Annotated in this window: 15 protein-coding genes; 11 read left to right on the top strand and 4 right to left on the bottom strand. The window is 67.4% G+C overall.

The features are described from left to right. The first annotated feature begins 1 nt into the window (after position 1). Positions 2–2,485 (top strand): glycoside hydrolase family 2 protein, encoded by a 2,484-nt coding sequence (locus BMZ69_RS25755; protein WP_092162261.1) that lies wholly within the window; start codon positions 2–4, stop codon positions 2,483–2,485. 4 nt (positions 2,486–2,489) lie between these two features. On the opposite strand, the gene BMZ69_RS25750 is transcribed toward BMZ69_RS25755, so the two are convergent. Further along, positions 2,490–3,944: an aromatic amino acid ammonia-lyase gene (locus BMZ69_RS25750; protein ID WP_175506972.1), complete on the bottom strand. Its 1,455-nt coding sequence runs from the start codon at positions 3,942–3,944 to the stop codon at positions 2,490–2,492. A 167-nt stretch (positions 3,945–4,111) separates the two neighbouring features. Here BMZ69_RS25750 and BMZ69_RS25745 point away from each other — a divergent pair, with 167 nt between their 5' ends. From BMZ69_RS25745 to BMZ69_RS25715, 7 genes are all read left to right on the top strand, one after another. Continuing rightward, a complete protein-coding gene (locus tag BMZ69_RS25745) occupies positions 4,112–4,981 on the top strand; it encodes a fumarate hydratase (protein ID WP_092162259.1) in 870 nt (289 codons plus the stop codon). Then, positions 4,978–5,613, top strand: coding sequence for a fumarate hydratase C-terminal domain-containing protein (locus tag BMZ69_RS25740; protein ID WP_092162258.1), 636 nt, complete (start codon positions 4,978–4,980; stop codon positions 5,611–5,613). The genes BMZ69_RS25745 and BMZ69_RS25740 overlap by 4 nt, the downstream gene beginning before the upstream one ends. Continuing rightward, positions 5,613–6,596, top strand: a complete 984-nt coding sequence (locus BMZ69_RS25735) for an NAD(P)H-quinone oxidoreductase (protein WP_092162257.1) — start codon at positions 5,613–5,615, stop codon at positions 6,594–6,596. The genes BMZ69_RS25740 and BMZ69_RS25735 overlap by 1 nt, the downstream gene beginning before the upstream one ends. 85 nt (positions 6,597–6,681) lie before the next feature. Then, complete coding sequence (locus tag BMZ69_RS25730) at positions 6,682–7,485, top strand: DNA-binding transcriptional regulator (RefSeq protein WP_175506971.1); 804 nt, start codon at positions 6,682–6,684, stop codon at positions 7,483–7,485. 86 nt (positions 7,486–7,571) lie between these two features. Then, on the top strand, positions 7,572–8,558 hold the full coding sequence (locus BMZ69_RS25725; RefSeq protein ID WP_092162255.1) for a Bug family tripartite tricarboxylate transporter substrate binding protein: 987 nt from the start codon (positions 7,572–7,574) through the stop codon (positions 8,556–8,558). Positions 8,559–8,862: 304 nt separating this feature from the next. After that, positions 8,863–9,720, top strand: coding sequence for a flagellar motor stator protein MotA (gene motA, locus BMZ69_RS25720; protein ID WP_092162253.1), 858 nt, complete (start codon positions 8,863–8,865; stop codon positions 9,718–9,720). A 29-nt stretch (positions 9,721–9,749) separates the two neighbouring features. After that, positions 9,750–10,622, top strand: a complete 873-nt coding sequence (locus BMZ69_RS25715; protein WP_092162251.1) for a flagellar motor protein MotB — start codon at positions 9,750–9,752, stop codon at positions 10,620–10,622. A gap of 229 nt (positions 10,623–10,851) precedes the next feature. Here BMZ69_RS25715 and BMZ69_RS25710 read toward each other — a convergent pair whose 3' ends face one another. The 3 genes from BMZ69_RS25710 to BMZ69_RS25700 are packed head-to-tail and all read right to left on the bottom strand — an operon-like array spanning position 10,852 to position 13,531. Beyond that, positions 10,852–11,787 carry a DUF6282 family protein gene (locus BMZ69_RS25710; protein WP_092162249.1) on the bottom strand — a complete coding sequence of 312 codons (936 nt, stop codon included), beginning with the start codon at positions 11,785–11,787 and terminating at the stop codon, positions 10,852–10,854. Positions 11,788–11,798: 11 nt separating this feature from the next. After that, on the bottom strand, positions 11,799–12,716 hold the full coding sequence (locus BMZ69_RS25705) for a cupin domain-containing protein (RefSeq protein ID WP_092162247.1): 918 nt from the start codon (positions 12,714–12,716) through the stop codon (positions 11,799–11,801). After that, on the bottom strand, positions 12,713–13,531 hold the full coding sequence (locus BMZ69_RS25700) for an HpcH/HpaI aldolase family protein (RefSeq protein ID WP_092162245.1): 819 nt from the start codon (positions 13,529–13,531) through the stop codon (positions 12,713–12,715). Before BMZ69_RS25700 ends, BMZ69_RS25705 begins: the two co-directional genes overlap by 4 nt. 186 nt (positions 13,532–13,717) lie before the next feature. Between BMZ69_RS25700 and BMZ69_RS25695 the strand changes: the two genes are divergently transcribed. The 3 genes from BMZ69_RS25695 to BMZ69_RS25685 all read left to right on the top strand — a co-directional run bounded on the left by BMZ69_RS25695 (position 13,718) and on the right by BMZ69_RS25685 (position 16,692). Continuing rightward, positions 13,718–14,728 carry an amino acid ABC transporter substrate-binding protein gene (locus BMZ69_RS25695; protein WP_092162236.1) on the top strand — a complete coding sequence of 337 codons (1,011 nt, stop codon included), beginning with the start codon at positions 13,718–13,720 and terminating at the stop codon, positions 14,726–14,728. Further along, on the top strand, positions 14,728–15,786 hold the full coding sequence (locus BMZ69_RS25690) for an Ldh family oxidoreductase (protein WP_092162234.1): 1,059 nt from the start codon (positions 14,728–14,730) through the stop codon (positions 15,784–15,786). Before BMZ69_RS25695 ends, BMZ69_RS25690 begins: the two co-directional genes overlap by 1 nt. 120 nt (positions 15,787–15,906) lie before the next feature. Next, positions 15,907–16,692: an SDR family NAD(P)-dependent oxidoreductase gene (locus BMZ69_RS25685; RefSeq protein WP_092162232.1), complete on the top strand. Its 786-nt coding sequence runs from the start codon at positions 15,907–15,909 to the stop codon at positions 16,690–16,692. The last annotated feature ends 10 nt before the right edge of the window (positions 16,693–16,702 follow it).

Raw genomic sequence — 16,702 nt, 5'->3', positions numbered from 1 at the left:
CATGGCCCGCATCGTCGCGCGTAGCGGAGAACGGGCCGAGCCGCTCGCGGGATGGTCCTGGCTGGCGACGGCTGCCGATGCCGTCGCGACGCCGGCCGACCTGCCGGAAGGCGGCGATTGGCAGGCGGCCGCAGTGCCTGGCACGGTCGCCGGGACGCTGCGCGCGCTTGGCCGGCTCGACGATGCCAGCGCCAATGCAATCGGCCAGCAGGATCACTGGTATCGCACGCGATTGGCCGAGCCCCTGAACGGGGGCCTGCGCTTCGAGGGGCTGGCGACCGTCACGGAAATCTGGGTCGGCGGCGTCAAGCAGGCCGACAACGCCTCGATGTTCGCCCCCGTCGAGCTTACCGTCGATTGTCCGGCTGGGACGGAGATCGCACTGTGCTTCCGTGCGCTGGCGCCCAAGCTCGCTGCCGCGCCGCGCCGTTCGCGCTGGCGGCCCGCGATGATCCAGCCTAATGGCCTGCGCTGGTTCCGGACCAGTGCGCTCGGCTCAATGCCGGGCTGGTGCCCACCCGGTTTGCCGACTGGGCCCTATCGTCCTGTGCTGCGGATCGAGAGCGAGGCGGATGCGTCGAAGATCGAATCCGTCGATCTGCGTACGAGCTATGACGGGAAGAGCGGCACTGTCGCGCTCTCGGTCACGCTGGCCGCGAACTCGCGGCTGCCGTTGAGTGCGGTCATACGCTGTGTCGGCGGCGAGGCGGCTCTGTTCGCGGGTGGCGATAATCGATTAGCCGGCACATTGTCCCTGCCCGGCGTCGCACCCTGGTTCCCGCATACCCATGGCGAGGCGGCGCTGCACGATCTCACTCTCCTGCTCGATGGCGAGACGATCGAACTCGGCCGCATCGGCTTCCGCTCGCTTGAGGTTGATCGCGGCGACGATGGCGAGGGCTTCGGCCTGGTTGTCAACGGCGTGCCGGTGTTCTGCCGCGGCGCCTGCTGGAGCAATGCCGACGTCACCACGCTGGCCGGCGGCCGCGCGGCCTACGAGCCCTGGCTCCGGCTGGCGCGCGAGGCCGGCATGAACATGATCCGCCTGCCCGGCGTGATGACCTATGAGGACGACGATTTCTTCGCGCTCTGCGACGAGCTCGGCATCATGGTCTGGCAGGAGATGATGCTGGCCAATTTCGACTATCCGCAGGGCGATGCCGGCTTCCGCGCGGCGATCAAAGCGGAGGTCGAGGCGCTCTTGAACCGCACGCAGGGCTCGCCCAGCCTTGTCGTGCTCTGCGGCGGCAGCGAGGTCTTCCAGCAATCGGCGATGCTGGGCGCGCCGCCCGAGGCCTGGTCCGGCCCGGTCTTCGACGAGGTCCTGCCGGAGGCGGTGGCCGCCTACCGGCCCGACATCGCCTATGTCCCGAACTCGCCCTCGGGCGGGCCGCTGCCCTTCGTCGCCGACAAGGGCGTGACGCATTATTACGGCGTCGGCGCCTATATGCGCGGTCTCGACGATGCCCGCCGCGCCAATGTGCGCTTCGCCGCCGAGAGCCTCGCCTTCGCCAATGTGCCGGAGGAGGTCTCGCTACGCGGTGGCAGGCCGCCGGCGATCACGCATCATCCCGACTGGAAGCGCGCCGTGCCGCGCGATGCCGGCGCCTCCTGGGATTTCGAGGACGTGCGCGACCACTACCTCGAACGGCTCTACGGGCTCGAACCGGCGCGCCTGCGACGCGAGGACCCGGAGCGCTATTTCGCTCTGTCGCGCGCGGTCGTCGCCGAGGTGATGGAGGAGACCTTCGCCGAATGGCGCCGACCGGGCGCGCCGACGCGTGGGGCGCTGGTTTGGTTGCTGCAGGACCTCCAGCCCGGCGCCGGCTGGGGCGTGATCGCCATTGACGGAGAGCCTAAATCCGCCTGGCACGGGCTCGCCCGCGCCTTCAGGCCGGTCCAGCTCGTGCTGACCGATGAGGGCGTCAACGGGCTCGCTTTGCATATCCTGAACGAGCGTCCGGAGCCGCTGGCTGCGACGGTCGAATTGACCTGCTGGCGCGCCGGCGAGATCGCTGTCGTTCAGGCGAAGCGCGAGGTCGCGCTCGCGCCGCGTTCGGCGACGACACTGTCTGCTTTTGAGCTGATTGGCCTCTTCTTCGATATCGCCTATGCCTACCGCTTCGGCCCGCCCGGTCATGACGTGACCTCGGCCGTGCTGCGCGACACCGCGAGCGGCGTGGTGCTGGCCGAAGCCTTCCACTTTCCGCTCGGGCGCGGTCATGAGCGCCATCAGTGCGGGCTTGCCGCAAAGCTGGAGCGCGAAGGCGACGACTGGAGCATTGTGATCTCGACCCAGCGCTTCGCGCAATCGGTCGAGATCGTCGATCACGGCTGGCGGCCGGAGCGGAGCTGGTTCCATCTCGCGCCGGGCGAGCCGCGCCGGGTCCGCCTGCATCGCCGCGTAGGCGCAAGCGGCGAGCCGTCAGGCGAGGTCCGCGCGGTCAATGCGGTCGACCGCGTGAGTTGTACTGCGCGAGCGTAAAGGCTCAGTCGTCCGCGCCGACCAAGGCCTCGATTTCACCGCGCCGGGCTTCGACATGCCGCAGCAGCGGATCGAGATGCGGGACGCGATCGCCGGCCGCGGCGAAGGGGACGGCCTCGCGCAGCAGAGCGAAGAGCTTGCCGGTGACCGCGCCGAGCGGCGTCGCCTTGCGGCTCTCCACGGCCTGGGCCGCAACCATCAGCTCGACCCCGGCGATCGACTTGCACAGGCCTGCGACCTCAATCGTCTTGCGCGCCGCGAAGGTCGCCATGCCTGCCCGGTCGAGATTGCCGTTGGAATGGCTGGAACTGGCGAGTTCCTGAACCACGGGCGCCGTTGCCAGCCGCGCCTCAGAAGTGATCGCCTTGTGGAACTGGGCGAGGCCGTTGAAGCCGGGTAGGCCGACGCCGTCCTCCTCGATCAGCCCGACGGTCAGGCCCGACCAGACGGAATCGACCTGCTTGGCGACGCGCTCGGCTGAGGCCGTCACCACCGGCGCGAAGGCGAGGCGGGCGATGTCGAGCGCCATCGACAGCGAGATCGTGTCGAAATTAGCGACCGAGACCAGCGAGCGCTCTTCCAGCGAGACGATCGGATTGTTCTGGCTCGACCGGAACTCGGTCTCGATCTGGCGCCAGGCGAAATCCAGGCTGTCTGCCGCCGTGCCGTGCAGCAGCGGCAGCGAGCGGAAGCTGAGCGGGTCCTGCAGATGGCGCGGTCCGCCTTTGACGAAGAGGTAGCTGCCGTCGAGATAGCCGCGGATCCGGCGGCCATGTCGCTCCAGCCCGGCGAAGGGGCGCGAGCGCAAGGCGGCCTCCGAGACGATCGAAGGGTTGGCGGCGAAGCCCTCCATGCTCAGCGCGCCGATCAGACTCCAGAAGTCGAGGCTGCGCTGCAAATCAGCCATGGCGAGCGCGGCGATGCCGAGGGCGAGAGCGCTGGAATTCAGCATCGCCAGCGCCTCGCCGGCCTGAAGGTCGAGATCGCCATAGAGTGCCAGCGCGAGATCTGTGATCGGCGCCATGTCGCTCTGGCCCATCGAGCCCCAGACATGCACCTCGATCCGCCTGTCGCTATTGAGGGCCTCGGTCAGCCGCTCGGCCAATAGCGGGCGCACGCCGAGGCGCCCGCTCGCCATCGTGTTGAGCAGGACGAGCATCATCGCCCGGACCGCTTCGGGCGAGGCGAGGGGGCCGTGCGCGACATTGTGGGTGAGCAACAGGCGGCGGTTGAACTCGCCGACGCGCTCAGGCGCGAGCGGCACGCCGGTCTTGGCGCCGACGCTGGTGGTGACGCCGTAGACCTTGTCGCCGCGCGCCACGGCCTCGTCGATGATGGCGCGGGCGGTCTTCATCCGCTCGATCGCCTCCGCCGTGACAGCGACGGGCACCTTCTGCCTGGCGACGCGGACGATCTCGTCGATCGTCAGATCGAAGCCGGTGATGTCGACATGGCTCATCATCGCTCGTCCTGTCCCTGGGCGTATGTCTCGCCGATCCCGTCAATAGAGCGAAGCCGCGAGGCGGGGAGGGGGACGGCCTCGATTTCACCTCGCGAAACGCGGCGCGGGGACGCAGCCGGCTTCTGTCATTCGACTAGTTTCACGCCGTCGAACGGGCGGGGCGCATGGCAATCACCTACGAGCTGGTCAAGGAGGTCACCGCCAATCTCTATGATTGGTCGCTGCGCCGTATTCCTGAATCCTCCAAGGCCGAGTTCCGCAAGGCGCTGGCGAGCGAAACCGAGCCGCAGGCGCGCCAGACGCTCGCCTTCATGCTCGACAGCGCCGAGCGGGCCGAGACCACCGGCAAGTTCCTCTGCTCCGATGCCGGTGTGCCGAGCTACTCGATCAAGATCGGTTCCGGCGCGCGCATGGAAGGCGACATCCGACAGGCGATCGTCGACGGCTTCGCCGAGCTCACCCGCACGATCCAGCCGCCGCTGCTGCGCTTTGTCACCAACCCCCTGACCAATGAGCGCAGCTTTCACGGCAAGGACATGCCGCTGGTCTCCTGGGATCTTGTCGGCGAGGGCGACTATCTCGACATCACCTGCGCGCCCAAGGCGCTTGGCGGCGGGCGCTGGGCCGCTGTCGAGATCCTCGTCAGCCCGAGCCTCGACGAGATCGAGCGCTGCATCCTCGAGATCGTGCTCAGGGCCGGCGGCCAACATTGCCCGCCGGTGGTGATCGGCGTCGGCATCGGCGGCACCTTCGACCATGCGGCCAAGCTCTCCAAGGACGCGACCCTGCGCCCCTTCGGCGCACGCAATCCCGAGCCGAGGGTCGCGGAGATGGAGGAGCGCCTGACCCGCGCCGTCAACCAGATGGGGTTCGGCCCGATGGGCGTCGGCGGTTCGACCACGACCTTCGGCGTCCATGTCGAATACGCCTCTGGCCACGGCTTCACCCCGGTCGCCGTCTCCTTCAACTGTTGGATCAACCGGCGGACGCGGGCGCGAATCTACAATTCCGGCGTGGTGGAGCGGATCGAATGACGACCCCGTCTCCCATTCGCCTGACCCTGCCGCTGACGCCCGAAGCGGCGCGCGTGCTGAAAGTCGGCGATGTCGTGCTGCTCGACGGCGATGCCGTCGCGACCGTCGGCATGCCCACCCAGAAGCGCATGGTCGCGGAGGTCGAGGCCGAGCGCGAACTGCCGCTCTTCCTCCGCGACGGCACCTTCTTCCATATGGGCGTCAGCTATGAGGATAGCGACCGGCGGCCCGGCGCGGTCCATTATGTCAACCCGACGACCTCGAGCCGCTTCAACCATCTGATGCCGACGCTGATCCGGGGCCTGCGCCTGACCGCGACTGGCGGCAAGGGCGGGCTGTCTCAGGAGAGCGTCGACGCCATGCGCGAGGTCGGCTGCGTCTATTTCTCCTTCGTCGGCGGCGCTTCGGCCCTGCTCAGCGAGGGCGTCGAGGCGGTGACCGATTGCGCCTGGCGCGACCTGATCATGCAGTTCCGCCTGAACCGGCTGCGGCTGAGCGGCTTCGGCCCGGTGATCGTCGCGATCGATGCCAACGGCAACTCGATCTATGAGCGCCTGATGTCGTCGGCCCGCGAACGCCTGCCGGAGATCATGCGCTCGCTCCGCCCCTCACAGAACAACGAGACCGACTGATGCAAGCGATCGAGATCACCAAGCCGGGCGGCCCCGAGGTCCTCGCTTTCTGCGACCGCCCGATGCCGGCGCTCGGTGCCGGCGACGTGCTGATCCGCGTGCGCGCGGCGGGCGTCAACCGGCCCGACATCCAGCAGCGGCGTGGCCTCTACCCGCCGCCGCCCGGCGCCACCGACCTGCCCGGGCTCGACGTTTCCGGCGTGGTCGAGGCCGTCGGCGCCGAGGTCGCCTGGCCGAAGGTCGGCGATGCCGTCTGCGCGCTGGCCAATGGCGGCGGCTATGCAGAGCTCTGCGCAGTGCCGGCCCTGCAATGCATGAAGCTGCCGAAGGGCTTCTCCTTCGCAGAGGCGGCGGCGCTGCCGGAGGTGTTCTTCACCGCCTGGAACAATGTGATCTGGCTCGGCCGGCTGGCCGATGGCGAGACCCTGCTGGTCCAGGGCGGCACCAGCGGCGTCGGCATGGCCGCGATCCAGATCGCCAGGCAATTGCGCGGCGCCCGCGTGATCGCGACCGCCGGGTCCGCTGAGAAACGCGCCGTTTGCCTGGAGATCGGCGCCGATTTTGCCGTCGATTACCGCGCCGACTGGGTCTCGGAGATCGAGGCGGCGATCGGCAAGGAGAAGGTCGATGTCGTCCTCGATGCGCAGGCCGGCCCCTATACCGAAAAGCAGCTGCAATTGCTGGCGCCCGATGGCCGCGTCGTGCTGATCGCCAGCCATCTCGGCCAGATGGCCGAGGTCAATGTCCGCAACATCGTCCGTCGCCGGCTGACCCTGACGGGCTCGACGTTGCGGCCGCGCGATGCCGCCTATAAGGGCCGGATCGCCGAGAAGCTGGTCGAGAAGGTCTGGCCGCTGCTGGAGAGCGGGACGATCCACAGCCATGTCTGCGCGAGCTTCGACTGGCGCGACGTCCGCGATGCCCATGCGCTGATGGATGCAGGCGACCAGGTCGGCAAGGTCGTCCTGACCATGCCGGAATAGTCCTGCGGGCTGCGCGAATAACTACCCCGTCGCGGGAATTCTCATCTAGAAGAGCGGTTCGTGCTCGCTTAGCCGGATCCGCCGCGTGTTCTCCTTCGCGCCCGTCCAGTCCGTTCTCAAGGCGCTGCGGCTGCTGACCGAGGTCAACCGCTGCAGCGTTGCGACCGTGGGCGAATTGCATCGCCGCACCGGCATGCCGAAGCCGACGATCGTGCGCCTGCTCGAGACGCTGATCGAGGCCGGCTATGTCACCCGCGACGAGCGCATGCGCGGCTATCTCGTGACCTCGCAGGTGGCGCATCTGAGCTCGGGCTTCCATGGCGCGCCGCTGGTGATCGAGGCGGCGCGGCCCTGGGCGACGGCCCTGACGCGCCAGATCAAATGGCCCTGCGCCGTCTGCCTGCTCGACTATGATGCCGTGGTCGTGCGCTTCTCGACGATCCCCGACAGCCCGATCTCGCCCTTCCATGCGACCCTCGGCTACCGGCTGAATCTTGGCGGCCGGGCGCTGGGCCGCGCCTATCTCGCCTTCTGTCCTGACGAGGAGCGCGAGGTGCTGCGCGCCGCGATGCGGACCTCGACCGAGCCGGAGAACAGCGGCCTTTCCGACGAGGATGTCGAAGGCATGATCGAGCAAGCGCGCCGGCGCGGCTATACCGAGCGCGATCCTGCCGCCGAGCCGACAAATTCCGCGACGATCGCAGTCCCGATCAAGCTCGGCGAGCGCGTGCTCGCGACCTTCGGCGTCACCTTCTTCCGCGCCGCGGTGCCCAATCCCGAGGATAAGGCGCGGATCATCCACCCGCTGAAGAAGGCGGCCGCCAATATCGAGGCGCAGTTGGAGGCGCTCTCGCAATCCATGGGCGTCGCGTTTCAAGGCGAGAAATAGCGGCGCTTTCCCAAGGGGAGGCGGACGAGCCGTGCCTAGTGTCCGGACAAGAGCTGCAAAGCGATCTTGTCCGGAGGAAACCTCAGATGATGTGCCCGATCTCACGCCGTGGCTTCATGGTGTCCATGGCAGGCGCCGGTGTGCTGGCCGCCGGCGGGCCGGCCTTCGCCGAGACCTGGCCGAGCCGGCCGGTCACCATCGTCGTGCCGTTCCCGGCGGGCGCCTCGACCGACGTCGTCGCCCGGCTGCTGGCGGAGAAACTGCGCAGCGAGCTCGGCCAGGGCTTCGTCGTCGAGAACAAGACCGGCGCCGGCGGCAACATCGCGGCGACCGGCGTCGTCCGGGCGACGGCTGATGGTTACACGCTGCTGTTCTCGTCCTCAGGACCGCTCGCGACCAACAAGCTGCTTTACAAGAAGCTGACCTTCGATCCGCTCGCCGATTTCGCCCCGATCGCGCTTTTGGGCGACGTCCAGGGCATCGTCGCGGTCCATCCCTCGCTGCCGGTCAAGTCCTTCGCCGAGCTCGTCGCCTACGGCAAGGCCAATCCGGGCAAGCTCACCTTCGGCAGCCCGGGCTTCGGCCTGATGGGGCATGTCACCGGCGAACTGATCCAGCGCAAGGCCGATTTCCGAATGACGCATGTGCCCTATCGCGGCTCGGCCCCGCTCTCGACCGATCTGCTGGCGGGGACGGTCAATGTCGCCATCGACTTCATCCCGGCCTATATCCCGCATGTCAAAAGCGGTGCGATCCGGGCGCTCGCTGTGACCAGCGACCAGCGCGCTCCGCAATTGCCTGAGGTGCCGACCCTGTCTGAGGCCGGCCTGCCGGGCGTCAACGCGACCGGCTGGTTCGCCATGGTCGGGCCGAAGGGGCTGCCGGAACCGATCGTGACGCGCATCGCCGCGATCACCCGCGCCTATGTCGAGAGCGCGGACGGGCGCGAGAAGCTCGCGACGATCGGCGTGCGTTCGTTCAGCGGCGATGCGGCGGCGGTGAAGACGGCGCAGACGCAGGAAGTGGCGAAATGGGCGGACGTCGTGAAAGCTGCGGCGATCTCGCTGGATTGATCTGAAAGTTACGAATCAGGAGCCTGGCCTGAGGTTCGCCCACGCCAGGCTCCCGCTCTCCATTCGGCTATGGCTAATCGTGTCGCCTGAAATCACGAATGTCGCGATTGGCCCAGAAGCCGGCGTTCGCAAGAGTCGCTGCTCACTAGACGATCCGTGGGCACTCCGATTTCTTCCCCTGGGCCAATTTGTCGCCCCAGCCCTGCCATGTCTCTAACTCGCCCTTAACCTTGATCCGTCATTTCGTTGGATGGGTAGTGGCTTCGCGCGGGCTGTAGCTGCTGTGGTGCGAGGGTAGCAAGCCATGCGGCTGATCGTCGGCGCAATCATCGTCTTCGTCTGCGTCTTCGGCAGTTACGCGGCCATGGGTGGCCACCTCGAGGTCCTCTGGCAGCCGTTCGAGTTCGTCATCATCCTCGGTGCAGCGATCGGCGCCTTCGTCATCGGCAATCCCCCGCCGGTGCTCAAGGCCGTGCCGTCCATGCTCGGCACCATCCTGAAGGGCTCGAAGTACAAGCAGGAATGCTATGTCGAGCTGCTGGGGATGCAGTATTCATTGTACAAGCTCGTGAAGCAGAAGGGCATGCTCGCGGTCGAGCAGCACATTGAAAATCCGAGCGAGTCGACGCTGTTCAATGCCTTCCCGACGTTTGCTGCGAACCATCATGCGGTCGAGTTCGTCTGCGACTACATGCGCATGTTGACGCTGGGCGCCAACAACGCTCACGAGATCGACGCTCTCATGGACGAGGAGCTGGAGACGCACCATCAGGAGCAGGAGCGTCTCGTTTCGGCCATGCAGTCGATCGCCGACGGAACACCGGCGCTCGGCATCGTCGCCGCCGTGCTCGGCGTGATCAAGACGATGGGGGCGATCAAGGAGCCGCCGGAGGTGCTGGGACACCTGATCGGCGGCGCGCTCGTCGGCACCTTTTTTGGCGTCTTCGTCGCCTACGGCTTCTTCGCGCCCATGGCGGCGTCGCTCAAGAGCACCTTCGAGGCGGAGGCAAAATACTTCCTGTCACTCAAGGCGGGTCTCCTCGCTCATATCAGCGGCCAGCCGCCGGTGATGGCGGTCGAATTTGCCCGCAAAGCTCTGATGAGCGACGTTCGCCCGACCTTCAGCGAAGTGGAAGCGGCGACCGCCAAACTGGCCGCCTAGGCCCGGTCCAATCTCCAGCAGGGACTTAGATGACCAAGCCCGCCCAGACGATCATCGTCAAGAAGGTCAAGAAGGCCGCGCATGCGCACCATGGCGGCGCCTGGAAGATCGCCTATGCGGACTTCGTGACCGCGATGATGGCGTTCTTTCTGCTGATGTGGCTGATCAGCATGACGACGCAGGAGCAGAAGGAAGGCCTGGCGGAGTATTTCGCGCCGGGCTCTGTCAGCCCCAGCACCAGTGGCGCTGGCGGCATGCTGTGGGGCACCTCCCTCGACAAATCAGGCGGCAAGCCGTTGGCGCCACGCGAGGTGGCGAGGGGGGCCGCCAAGCCGGAGGACAGCGCGCAGCAGACAAACTCGGGCCGCACCGGCGACCGCGAGGTCAACCGCTCGGCTGCCGGCCAGCAGGCCAGCCACAGCGCCATAGCCAGCCTCCGGCAGGCGCTCCAGAGCATGCCCGAAATTGCCGATCTGTCGCGCAACATTGTGATCGAGCCGACCAAGGAGGGGTTGGATGTCGCCCTCATGGACGAGTCGGGCCGCTCCATGTTCCCCGAGGGCTCGGTCCAGCCCTATCCGAGCACCCGTCGCGTGCTGGAGACGCTCGCGCCCACGCTGCGCCGCCTGCCCAACCGCTTGGCTATCACCGGCCACACGGCCGCCGCACGCCCGGGCTCGGTGGCGGGCGTCGATCCCTGGGGCCTTACCACCGGGCGCGCGCTTGCCGTCCGCGAGATCCTGTCGAGCGCAGGGTTCCCCAATGACCGCTTCGCTTCTGTGGTGGGGCGCGCCGACACTGAGCCGGTCTTCCCCGACAATCCCTACATTTCGCCAAACCGCCGGGTGAGGATCACTCTACTCAATGAAGAGCCGCCATTGCCCCCGACTCCCCTTCGCTGAACACATCGCCTTGGCCGCCTCACGGTCTGCCCGAGATTGAGCTCAAGGCTGACAAGACGTGAGAGGCTGATCATTGCGACGCGGAACATGTGCGTCCGGCGTCGGCGCTGGTCGATCGCGAAACGCCATCCATCACGTCAGGCTGTTTGCCAGCCGGGCCTTCGAGTCCGGGCACTGCACATGTCCGCGATGGGGCACGAGCGGACCGTCGCGCCGGTCTCTGGCTTTTTTATCTGGCGGCGGCCTCCAGCCCCAGCAGCTCCGCCGCATGCCCGCCGGTCAGGCGCTTGATCTCGGCCTCCGTGAACTGCAGGTCGAGCAGGTGGCCGACGATCTCGCGATAGCCCTCGATCGGGCGCGGCGAGCCCACCAGCCCGAGATCGGAGCAGAGCACGGTGTTCTCGACGCCAGCGACCTCGATCACCCGGCGCAGCTCCGGCGGCTCGAACTTCTTCGACTTGCCCTCGACGAACATGCAGATCGAGTGCTCCATCACCGCGCCGAGGCTGACGAGGTCGCGGATTTCCGCATCGCTGCAATTGTTGACCATGTAGGTCGGGTGGTTGACCAGGAGCTTCCTGACGCCGCGGACCTTCGCCTCCTCGAACACCGCGAAGAGCTCGGCCGTCGAGAGATGCCCGCCGGCGAGGATGATGTCGCCGGCCGCGATCAGGTCGAGGATCAATTTGACGTCGTCGGTGAGCTTGCCGTCGGCGCCAAAGGGCGTCAGCGGCACGGGGTCGAGCATCTTCTGCGCCGTTTTCGGGAAGGTCTTCACCGCGCCGGAGGCGAGCACATCGATATGGTTCTTGGCCGAGAGCGTCGGCATCCAAACGATTCTGCCGCCGAGCTTGATGGCATGGTCGACCGCATGCGGGTTGAAGCCGCCCGAGGCGTTGTTGAGCGCGATGCCGGAGAACAGCCTGACGCCGGTGTCCGGCACCAGCTTCTCGAGCAGGATCGAATGGGCGGTGCCGAGATAGAAATGGTCCTTGTAGACGACGGCGCGGAACTTGGCCGCGGCGGCGTCCAGCATCGCCTCGTGATGGTCGAGGATGCGCGGCATCGCGGCGGGGCCGCTATGGCAGTGCAGATCGACGGCGCCGACCAGGAGCTCGGCGATCTGGCGGTTGCGCGTGTCGATGGTCGCAGTGTTGGCGGTCATGTCGCTGGCTCTCAGGCGGTTTCGCCGGGCATCGGATAATCCGCGGCGTTGATGACCCAGCCGGGCTTCTGCGAGAAGTCGAGGCGGGGCGGCGAGAAGATGTCGATCATCTGGTTCAGCCCGGGCAGGACCGAGCGCGAGGTGTGGATCGCGGGCGGCGGGATCACGGTCAGCGAGGGCGCCGCCATCAGTTCGTGCTCGTCCTCGCGCCAGATCCGCATGTCCGGCGTCCAGGGCCAACGGATGTCGTGGATGTAGCCGCCGTCGATCACCAGCGAGCCCTGCTCGAAATCGTCATGGTGATGCGGCGAGAGCGCGGTGACGTCGCGCAGCCCGAAGCGCGGGTCGAGGATGTTCACCATCAGCGTGGTGCAGCGGAAGATGCGGCCGAAACGGCCCTCGCCGCCGCCGGCATCGAGGCTGTAGGCGCGGATTTTGAAGCCGCCACGCGGTTCCGGCCAGGGTGTCAGCAGCGCGACATTGGCATGGGGCTGCGCATAGGAGTCGGCGTTCGAGCACGCCGCCGCCAGATCGGCCGCGACGCTGGAGAAGATGCGGATGACACGGCCGGCGCCCTTCAGCGTGATGCGCGAGGCGCCCGGCGGCACGAAGATGATCGAGTTACCGGCGACCTCGACGATCTCCGCCCCGGCCGTGACCGTCGCGCCGAGCTCCTTCTCGGGCAGGATCAGGCAGTACTCGTCCGGCTGCGCCACACGCGCCAGCACAGCGCCTGCCTTCACATCGGAATAGGCGGTGATGAAGTTCTGCCCGCGCGCCAGCCAGGTGCGCTCGCTCTCGGTCGTCTGCTGCGGTTCTTCTGCATAGAAACGGGCATAGTCGGCGCCGGCATAGGCCTTGACCGCAGGTGCCTTCGTCGCTGCCGGAGCGGCGAGCTTCGAGCGCGGATCGCTGGAGGGATAGCTCACGGGTCTTCGTCTCCTATCGCGCGCCGGGGGGGCTCGACCCGGCTCCTGGCTGTCTGCATCTGGCCCAGCGCTTCGCTCGCCGCCTTGCGCAAAAAACCCTGGTCGGAAGAGAGGATGAAGGCGCTGGCGCCGCGCTCGGCGAACCCAGCGGATTCCTCGCCATTGTCGGTCATCACGCAGACCGGCTTGCCGGCCTTCTTCGCAGCCCGGAGGATCGTCTCGACGGCATCGCGGACCTCAGGCGCATCGCGGGTCGGCGCCCCGAAGGCGACGGTGAGGTCGCCGCGGCCGATGAAGACGGCGTCCAATCCTTCGACCGCGAGGATGGCGTCGATCTCAGCCAGCGCCGACGGATCCTCGATCATCGCGATCGTCGCCACCGCCGCATCGGCGGCGTCGACGAGGTCCCACATCTTGCTGCCGCCATAACGGCCGGCGCGGGTGACACCGGAGAAACCACGCTTGCCGCCGCGATAGCGGCAGGCGGCGACGAGCGCCTGCGCATCCGCGACGCTCGCGACATGCGGGGCGAGGATGCCGACCGCGCCGCAATCGAGCGAGGCCTGGATCGCGTCGCTGGTCAGGGTCGGCACGCGCACGACCCCGGCAACGCCTGCCGCCCGTGCGGCCAGCAGCACGAGGTCGGTGGTGACGCGGTCGAAGGGGGCGTGCTCCTGGTCGACGACGATGAAGTCGAAGCCGTTATTGCCGAGGATCTCGGTTGCATGCGGGCTCGGCGTCTTGACGAAGCTCCCTGCCAGGAAGGCACCACTGACGAGGCGCTGACGGAAGCTGGACTGGGCGGATGTCTGCATGGTCTGCCGTGCCGATGTCGATGACCCGATGATGGCACCGCCTCTCCGGGATATGGCTGGAAGTCCCGGCGTTTCACATCTCGAAATCAGTCGAGGTGCGCGCCCCCTGCGTCGGAAAGCCGTCAGGATCGCGCTGGGATCCGACGGGGAAACGTCGGTCATGACACTCGGGGGGAGAGAATCCGAATGAAGACACGCCTGTTGCTGATCGCCGGCCTGATGGCCGCCTGCGCCTTGCCGGCCGCTGCCGGCACCCTGGAGACCGTGCGGGGCCGCGGCGAGATGATTTGCGGCGTCAGCCCGGGCGTCGCTGGCTTCTCGGTGCCTGACGAGGCCGGACGCTGGGGCGGCTTCGACGTCGACATCTGCCGGGCCGTTGCCGCTGCCGTGCTCGGTGATGCCGGCAAGGTTCGCTATACCCCGCTGAGCCCGAAGGACCGCTTCGTCAGCCTGCAGAGCGGCGAGATCGACATGCTCTCGCGCCAGGCGACCTGGACCCTGTCGCGCGACACCCAGATGGGCCTGCGCTATGTCGGCGTCGGCTATTATGACGGCCAAGGCTTCATGGTCCGCAAGGCGCTGAACATCAAATCGGCGAAGGAGCTGAACGGCGCCTCGGTCTGCGTGCCGACCGGCACGACCACCGAGCTCAACATCGCCGACTATTTCCGCGCCAGCGGCATGAAATACGAGGGCGTCGCCTTCGAGGCCGGCGATCAGGTCGCCAAGGCTTTCGAGTCCGGCCGCTGCGACGTCTTCAGCAACGACGTCTCGGCGCTCTCGGCCTATCGGCTGAAGCTGGTCAACCCGACGGAATATGTGATCCTGCCGGAGCTGATCTCGAAGGAGCCGCTCGGCCCGGTGGTGCGCCAGGGCGACGAGACCTGGACCAGCATCGTGCGCTGGTCGCTCTATGCCATGCTCGTCGCCGAGGAGCTCGGCGTCATCTCGGCCAATGCCGAGGAGCAGAAGCGCAGCGGTTCGCCCGAGGTCCAGCGCCTGCTCGGCGCCACCGGCAATCTCGGCAAGTCGATGGGGCTGAAGCCGGATTGGGCACTGCAGATCATCAAGCAGGTCGGCAATTACGGCGAGGTCTATGAGCGCAATGTCGGCTCGGGCTCGAAGCTCGGCATCGAGCGCGGCCTGAACAAGCTCTGGACGAAAGGCGGCCTGCAATACGCGCCGCCGGTGCGCTGATGCCGGCGTCGGGCGGCTATCCCGCGGAGGTGCTGAGCCGCTTCGCCGCCGCCCTGCTTGAGGCGGCCGGGACGCCGCCCGACAATGCCAATTTGGTGGCTGAGGCCCTCGTCGATGCCGATATCGAGGGCCTTGCCTCGCACGGCCTGCTCCAGCTGCCGATGTATCTTGAGCGGATCGAGCGAGGCTCGGTCGATCCCACAGCCAAAGGCGAGATCGTCGTCGATGTCGGCGCGCGCTTGACGCTCGACGCTCAAAACGGGCTCGGCCATGTCACGGCCGAGCGTGCCTGCGAGATCGCGATCACCCGCGCGGCTGAGTACGGGGTGGCCATCGTCGCCGTCCGCAACGCCTTCCATGTCGGCGCGGCCGGGCGCTTCGCCCGCAGGATCGCGCTCGCCGGCAAGATCGGCATCGTCATGGCCAATACCCGCCCGATGCTGCCGGCTCCGGGCGGCGCCGAGGCGGTCGTCGGCAACAATCCGCTCGCGATCGCCGTCCCGACCGGCGGCGAGCCGATCGTGCTCGACCTCGCCATGAGCGCTGGTGCGATGGGCAAGGTCCGGCTCGCGGCGAGCAAGGGCGAGCCCATTCCCGAGGGCTGGGCCCAGACCGCCGAGGGACTGCCGACCCGCGACGCGGCCGAGGCGATCAAGGGCGTGCTCCTGCCGGCGGCGGGGGCGAAGGGTTTTGGCCTCGCCGTGATGGTCGATCTGCTTGCCGGCGGCCTGTCGGGCGGCGGGATCGGCGCCAAGGTGCAGCCGCTCTATGGCGATCTCTCGCGGCCCTATGGCAGCGCCAACTTGGTCATGGCGATTGAGATCGAGGGAATGCGGCCGCTCGCCGAGTATGAGGCCGCCGCTGCCGGCTTCGCCGAGCGCATCCGGCAGTCGAAGACGGCTCCGGGCACTACTCCGATCCGCCTCCCCGGCGACCGCGCCGCCGAAGCGCGAAAGCGTTTCGGCGGGAACTGCGCATTGGCGGCGGAGACGCTCCGCCTGCTGCATACGCATGCCGGCCGCCTTGGAGTCGCGATTCCGGAGGCTCTCGGCGGCTGAAACCGGCCTGTGGTCGACAGGGCAAGGTCAAAGAGGGTTTGTTGATATGCAAAACTAGTTCTTGTATATCAAACGAAAGAGTCGACCAAAGGTCGATTGCCGTGAGGAGAAGGCTGCATCATGACATCGCTATCGTCCCGTGCTCCAGCCCTCTCCGGCAAGGTCGCGATCGTCACCGGCGGCGGCACCGGCATCGGCCTGGCGATCGCCGGGATGTTCGTGGACGAAGGTGCGCAGGTGGTGATCGCCGGCCGCTCCCAGGCTTCGCTCGACAAGGCGGCCGCCGGGATCGGCGCGCAGGCCATCGCCGCCGATGTCTCGCAGGAAACCGATGCCGCAAGGCTCGCCCGGGAAACGGCCGCGCGTTTTGGCGGCGTCGATATCCTCGTCAACAATGCCGGCGTGACCGGGCAGGTCGCCAATGCCGAGGATCTCGACATCGCCCAATGGGACGAGACCATGGCGATCAACATCCGCGGCACGATCCTTTGCATCAAGCATTGCGTGCCGTTGATGCGGGCGCGCGGCGGCGGCTCGATCATCAACATGTCGTCGCTGATGGGCCTGCGCGGCTATCCGATGCGCAGCGCCTATACCGCGACGAAGTTCGCGGTGATCGGCATCACCCAGGCGGTGGCGCAGGAAGTCGGTATCGACGGCATCCGGGTCAATGCGCTCTGCCCGGGCGCGGTCAATGGCGAGCTGATGCAGCGCGTCATCGCCGCCCGTGCCGCCAAGGAGAACCGGCCCGCCGAGGAGATCATTCGGGTCAACTACACCGACAAGGCGGCGCTGAAGCGCTGGGTCGAGCCGGAGGAGGTGGCGCGCGCCGCCCTGTTCCTGGCGAGCGATCAGTCGTCCTCGATCACCTCGGAGCGCATCAAGGTCGACGCCGGCCGGATGTGATCCGGCCGGA

The organism is Allobosea sp. CRIB-10, from assembly GCF_900112185.1.
Classification (GTDB): domain Bacteria; phylum Pseudomonadota; class Alphaproteobacteria; order Rhizobiales; family Beijerinckiaceae; genus Allobosea.
The sequence above is the reverse complement of the archived record's forward strand: the minus strand, read 5'-3'. Positions and strand labels throughout refer to the sequence as shown.

What these genes read in the sequence shown, in the direction of transcription:
- BMZ69_RS25725 (WP_092162255.1), top strand. Translation starts at nt 7,572, where the DNA reads ATGATGTGCCCGATCTCACGCCGTGGCTTCATGGTGTCCATGGCAGGC.
- motA (WP_092162253.1), top strand. Translation starts at nt 8,863, where the DNA reads ATGCGGCTGATCGTCGGCGCAATCATCGTCTTCGTCTGCGTCTTCGGC.
- BMZ69_RS25690 (WP_092162234.1), top strand. Translation starts at nt 14,728, where the DNA reads ATGCCGGCGTCGGGCGGCTATCCCGCGGAGGTGCTGAGCCGCTTCGCC.
- BMZ69_RS25715 (WP_092162251.1), top strand. Translation starts at nt 9,750, where the DNA reads ATGACCAAGCCCGCCCAGACGATCATCGTCAAGAAGGTCAAGAAGGCC.
- BMZ69_RS25745 (WP_092162259.1), top strand. Translation starts at nt 4,112, where the DNA reads ATGGCAATCACCTACGAGCTGGTCAAGGAGGTCACCGCCAATCTCTAT.
- BMZ69_RS25735 (WP_092162257.1), top strand. Translation starts at nt 5,613, where the DNA reads ATGCAAGCGATCGAGATCACCAAGCCGGGCGGCCCCGAGGTCCTCGCT.
- BMZ69_RS25755 (WP_092162261.1), top strand. Translation starts at nt 2, where the DNA reads ATGGCCCGCATCGTCGCGCGTAGCGGAGAACGGGCCGAGCCGCTCGCG.
- BMZ69_RS25750 (WP_175506972.1), bottom strand. Translation starts at nt 3,944, where the DNA reads ATGAGCCATGTCGACATCACCGGCTTCGATCTGACGATCGACGAGATC.
- BMZ69_RS25685 (WP_092162232.1), top strand. Translation starts at nt 15,907, where the DNA reads ATGACATCGCTATCGTCCCGTGCTCCAGCCCTCTCCGGCAAGGTCGCG.
- BMZ69_RS25700 (WP_092162245.1), bottom strand. Translation starts at nt 13,531, where the DNA reads ATGCAGACATCCGCCCAGTCCAGCTTCCGTCAGCGCCTCGTCAGTGGT.
- BMZ69_RS25740 (WP_092162258.1), top strand. Translation starts at nt 4,978, where the DNA reads ATGACGACCCCGTCTCCCATTCGCCTGACCCTGCCGCTGACGCCCGAA.
- BMZ69_RS25710 (WP_092162249.1), bottom strand. Translation starts at nt 11,787, where the DNA reads ATGACCGCCAACACTGCGACCATCGACACGCGCAACCGCCAGATCGCC.
- BMZ69_RS25695 (WP_092162236.1), top strand. Translation starts at nt 13,718, where the DNA reads ATGAAGACACGCCTGTTGCTGATCGCCGGCCTGATGGCCGCCTGCGCC.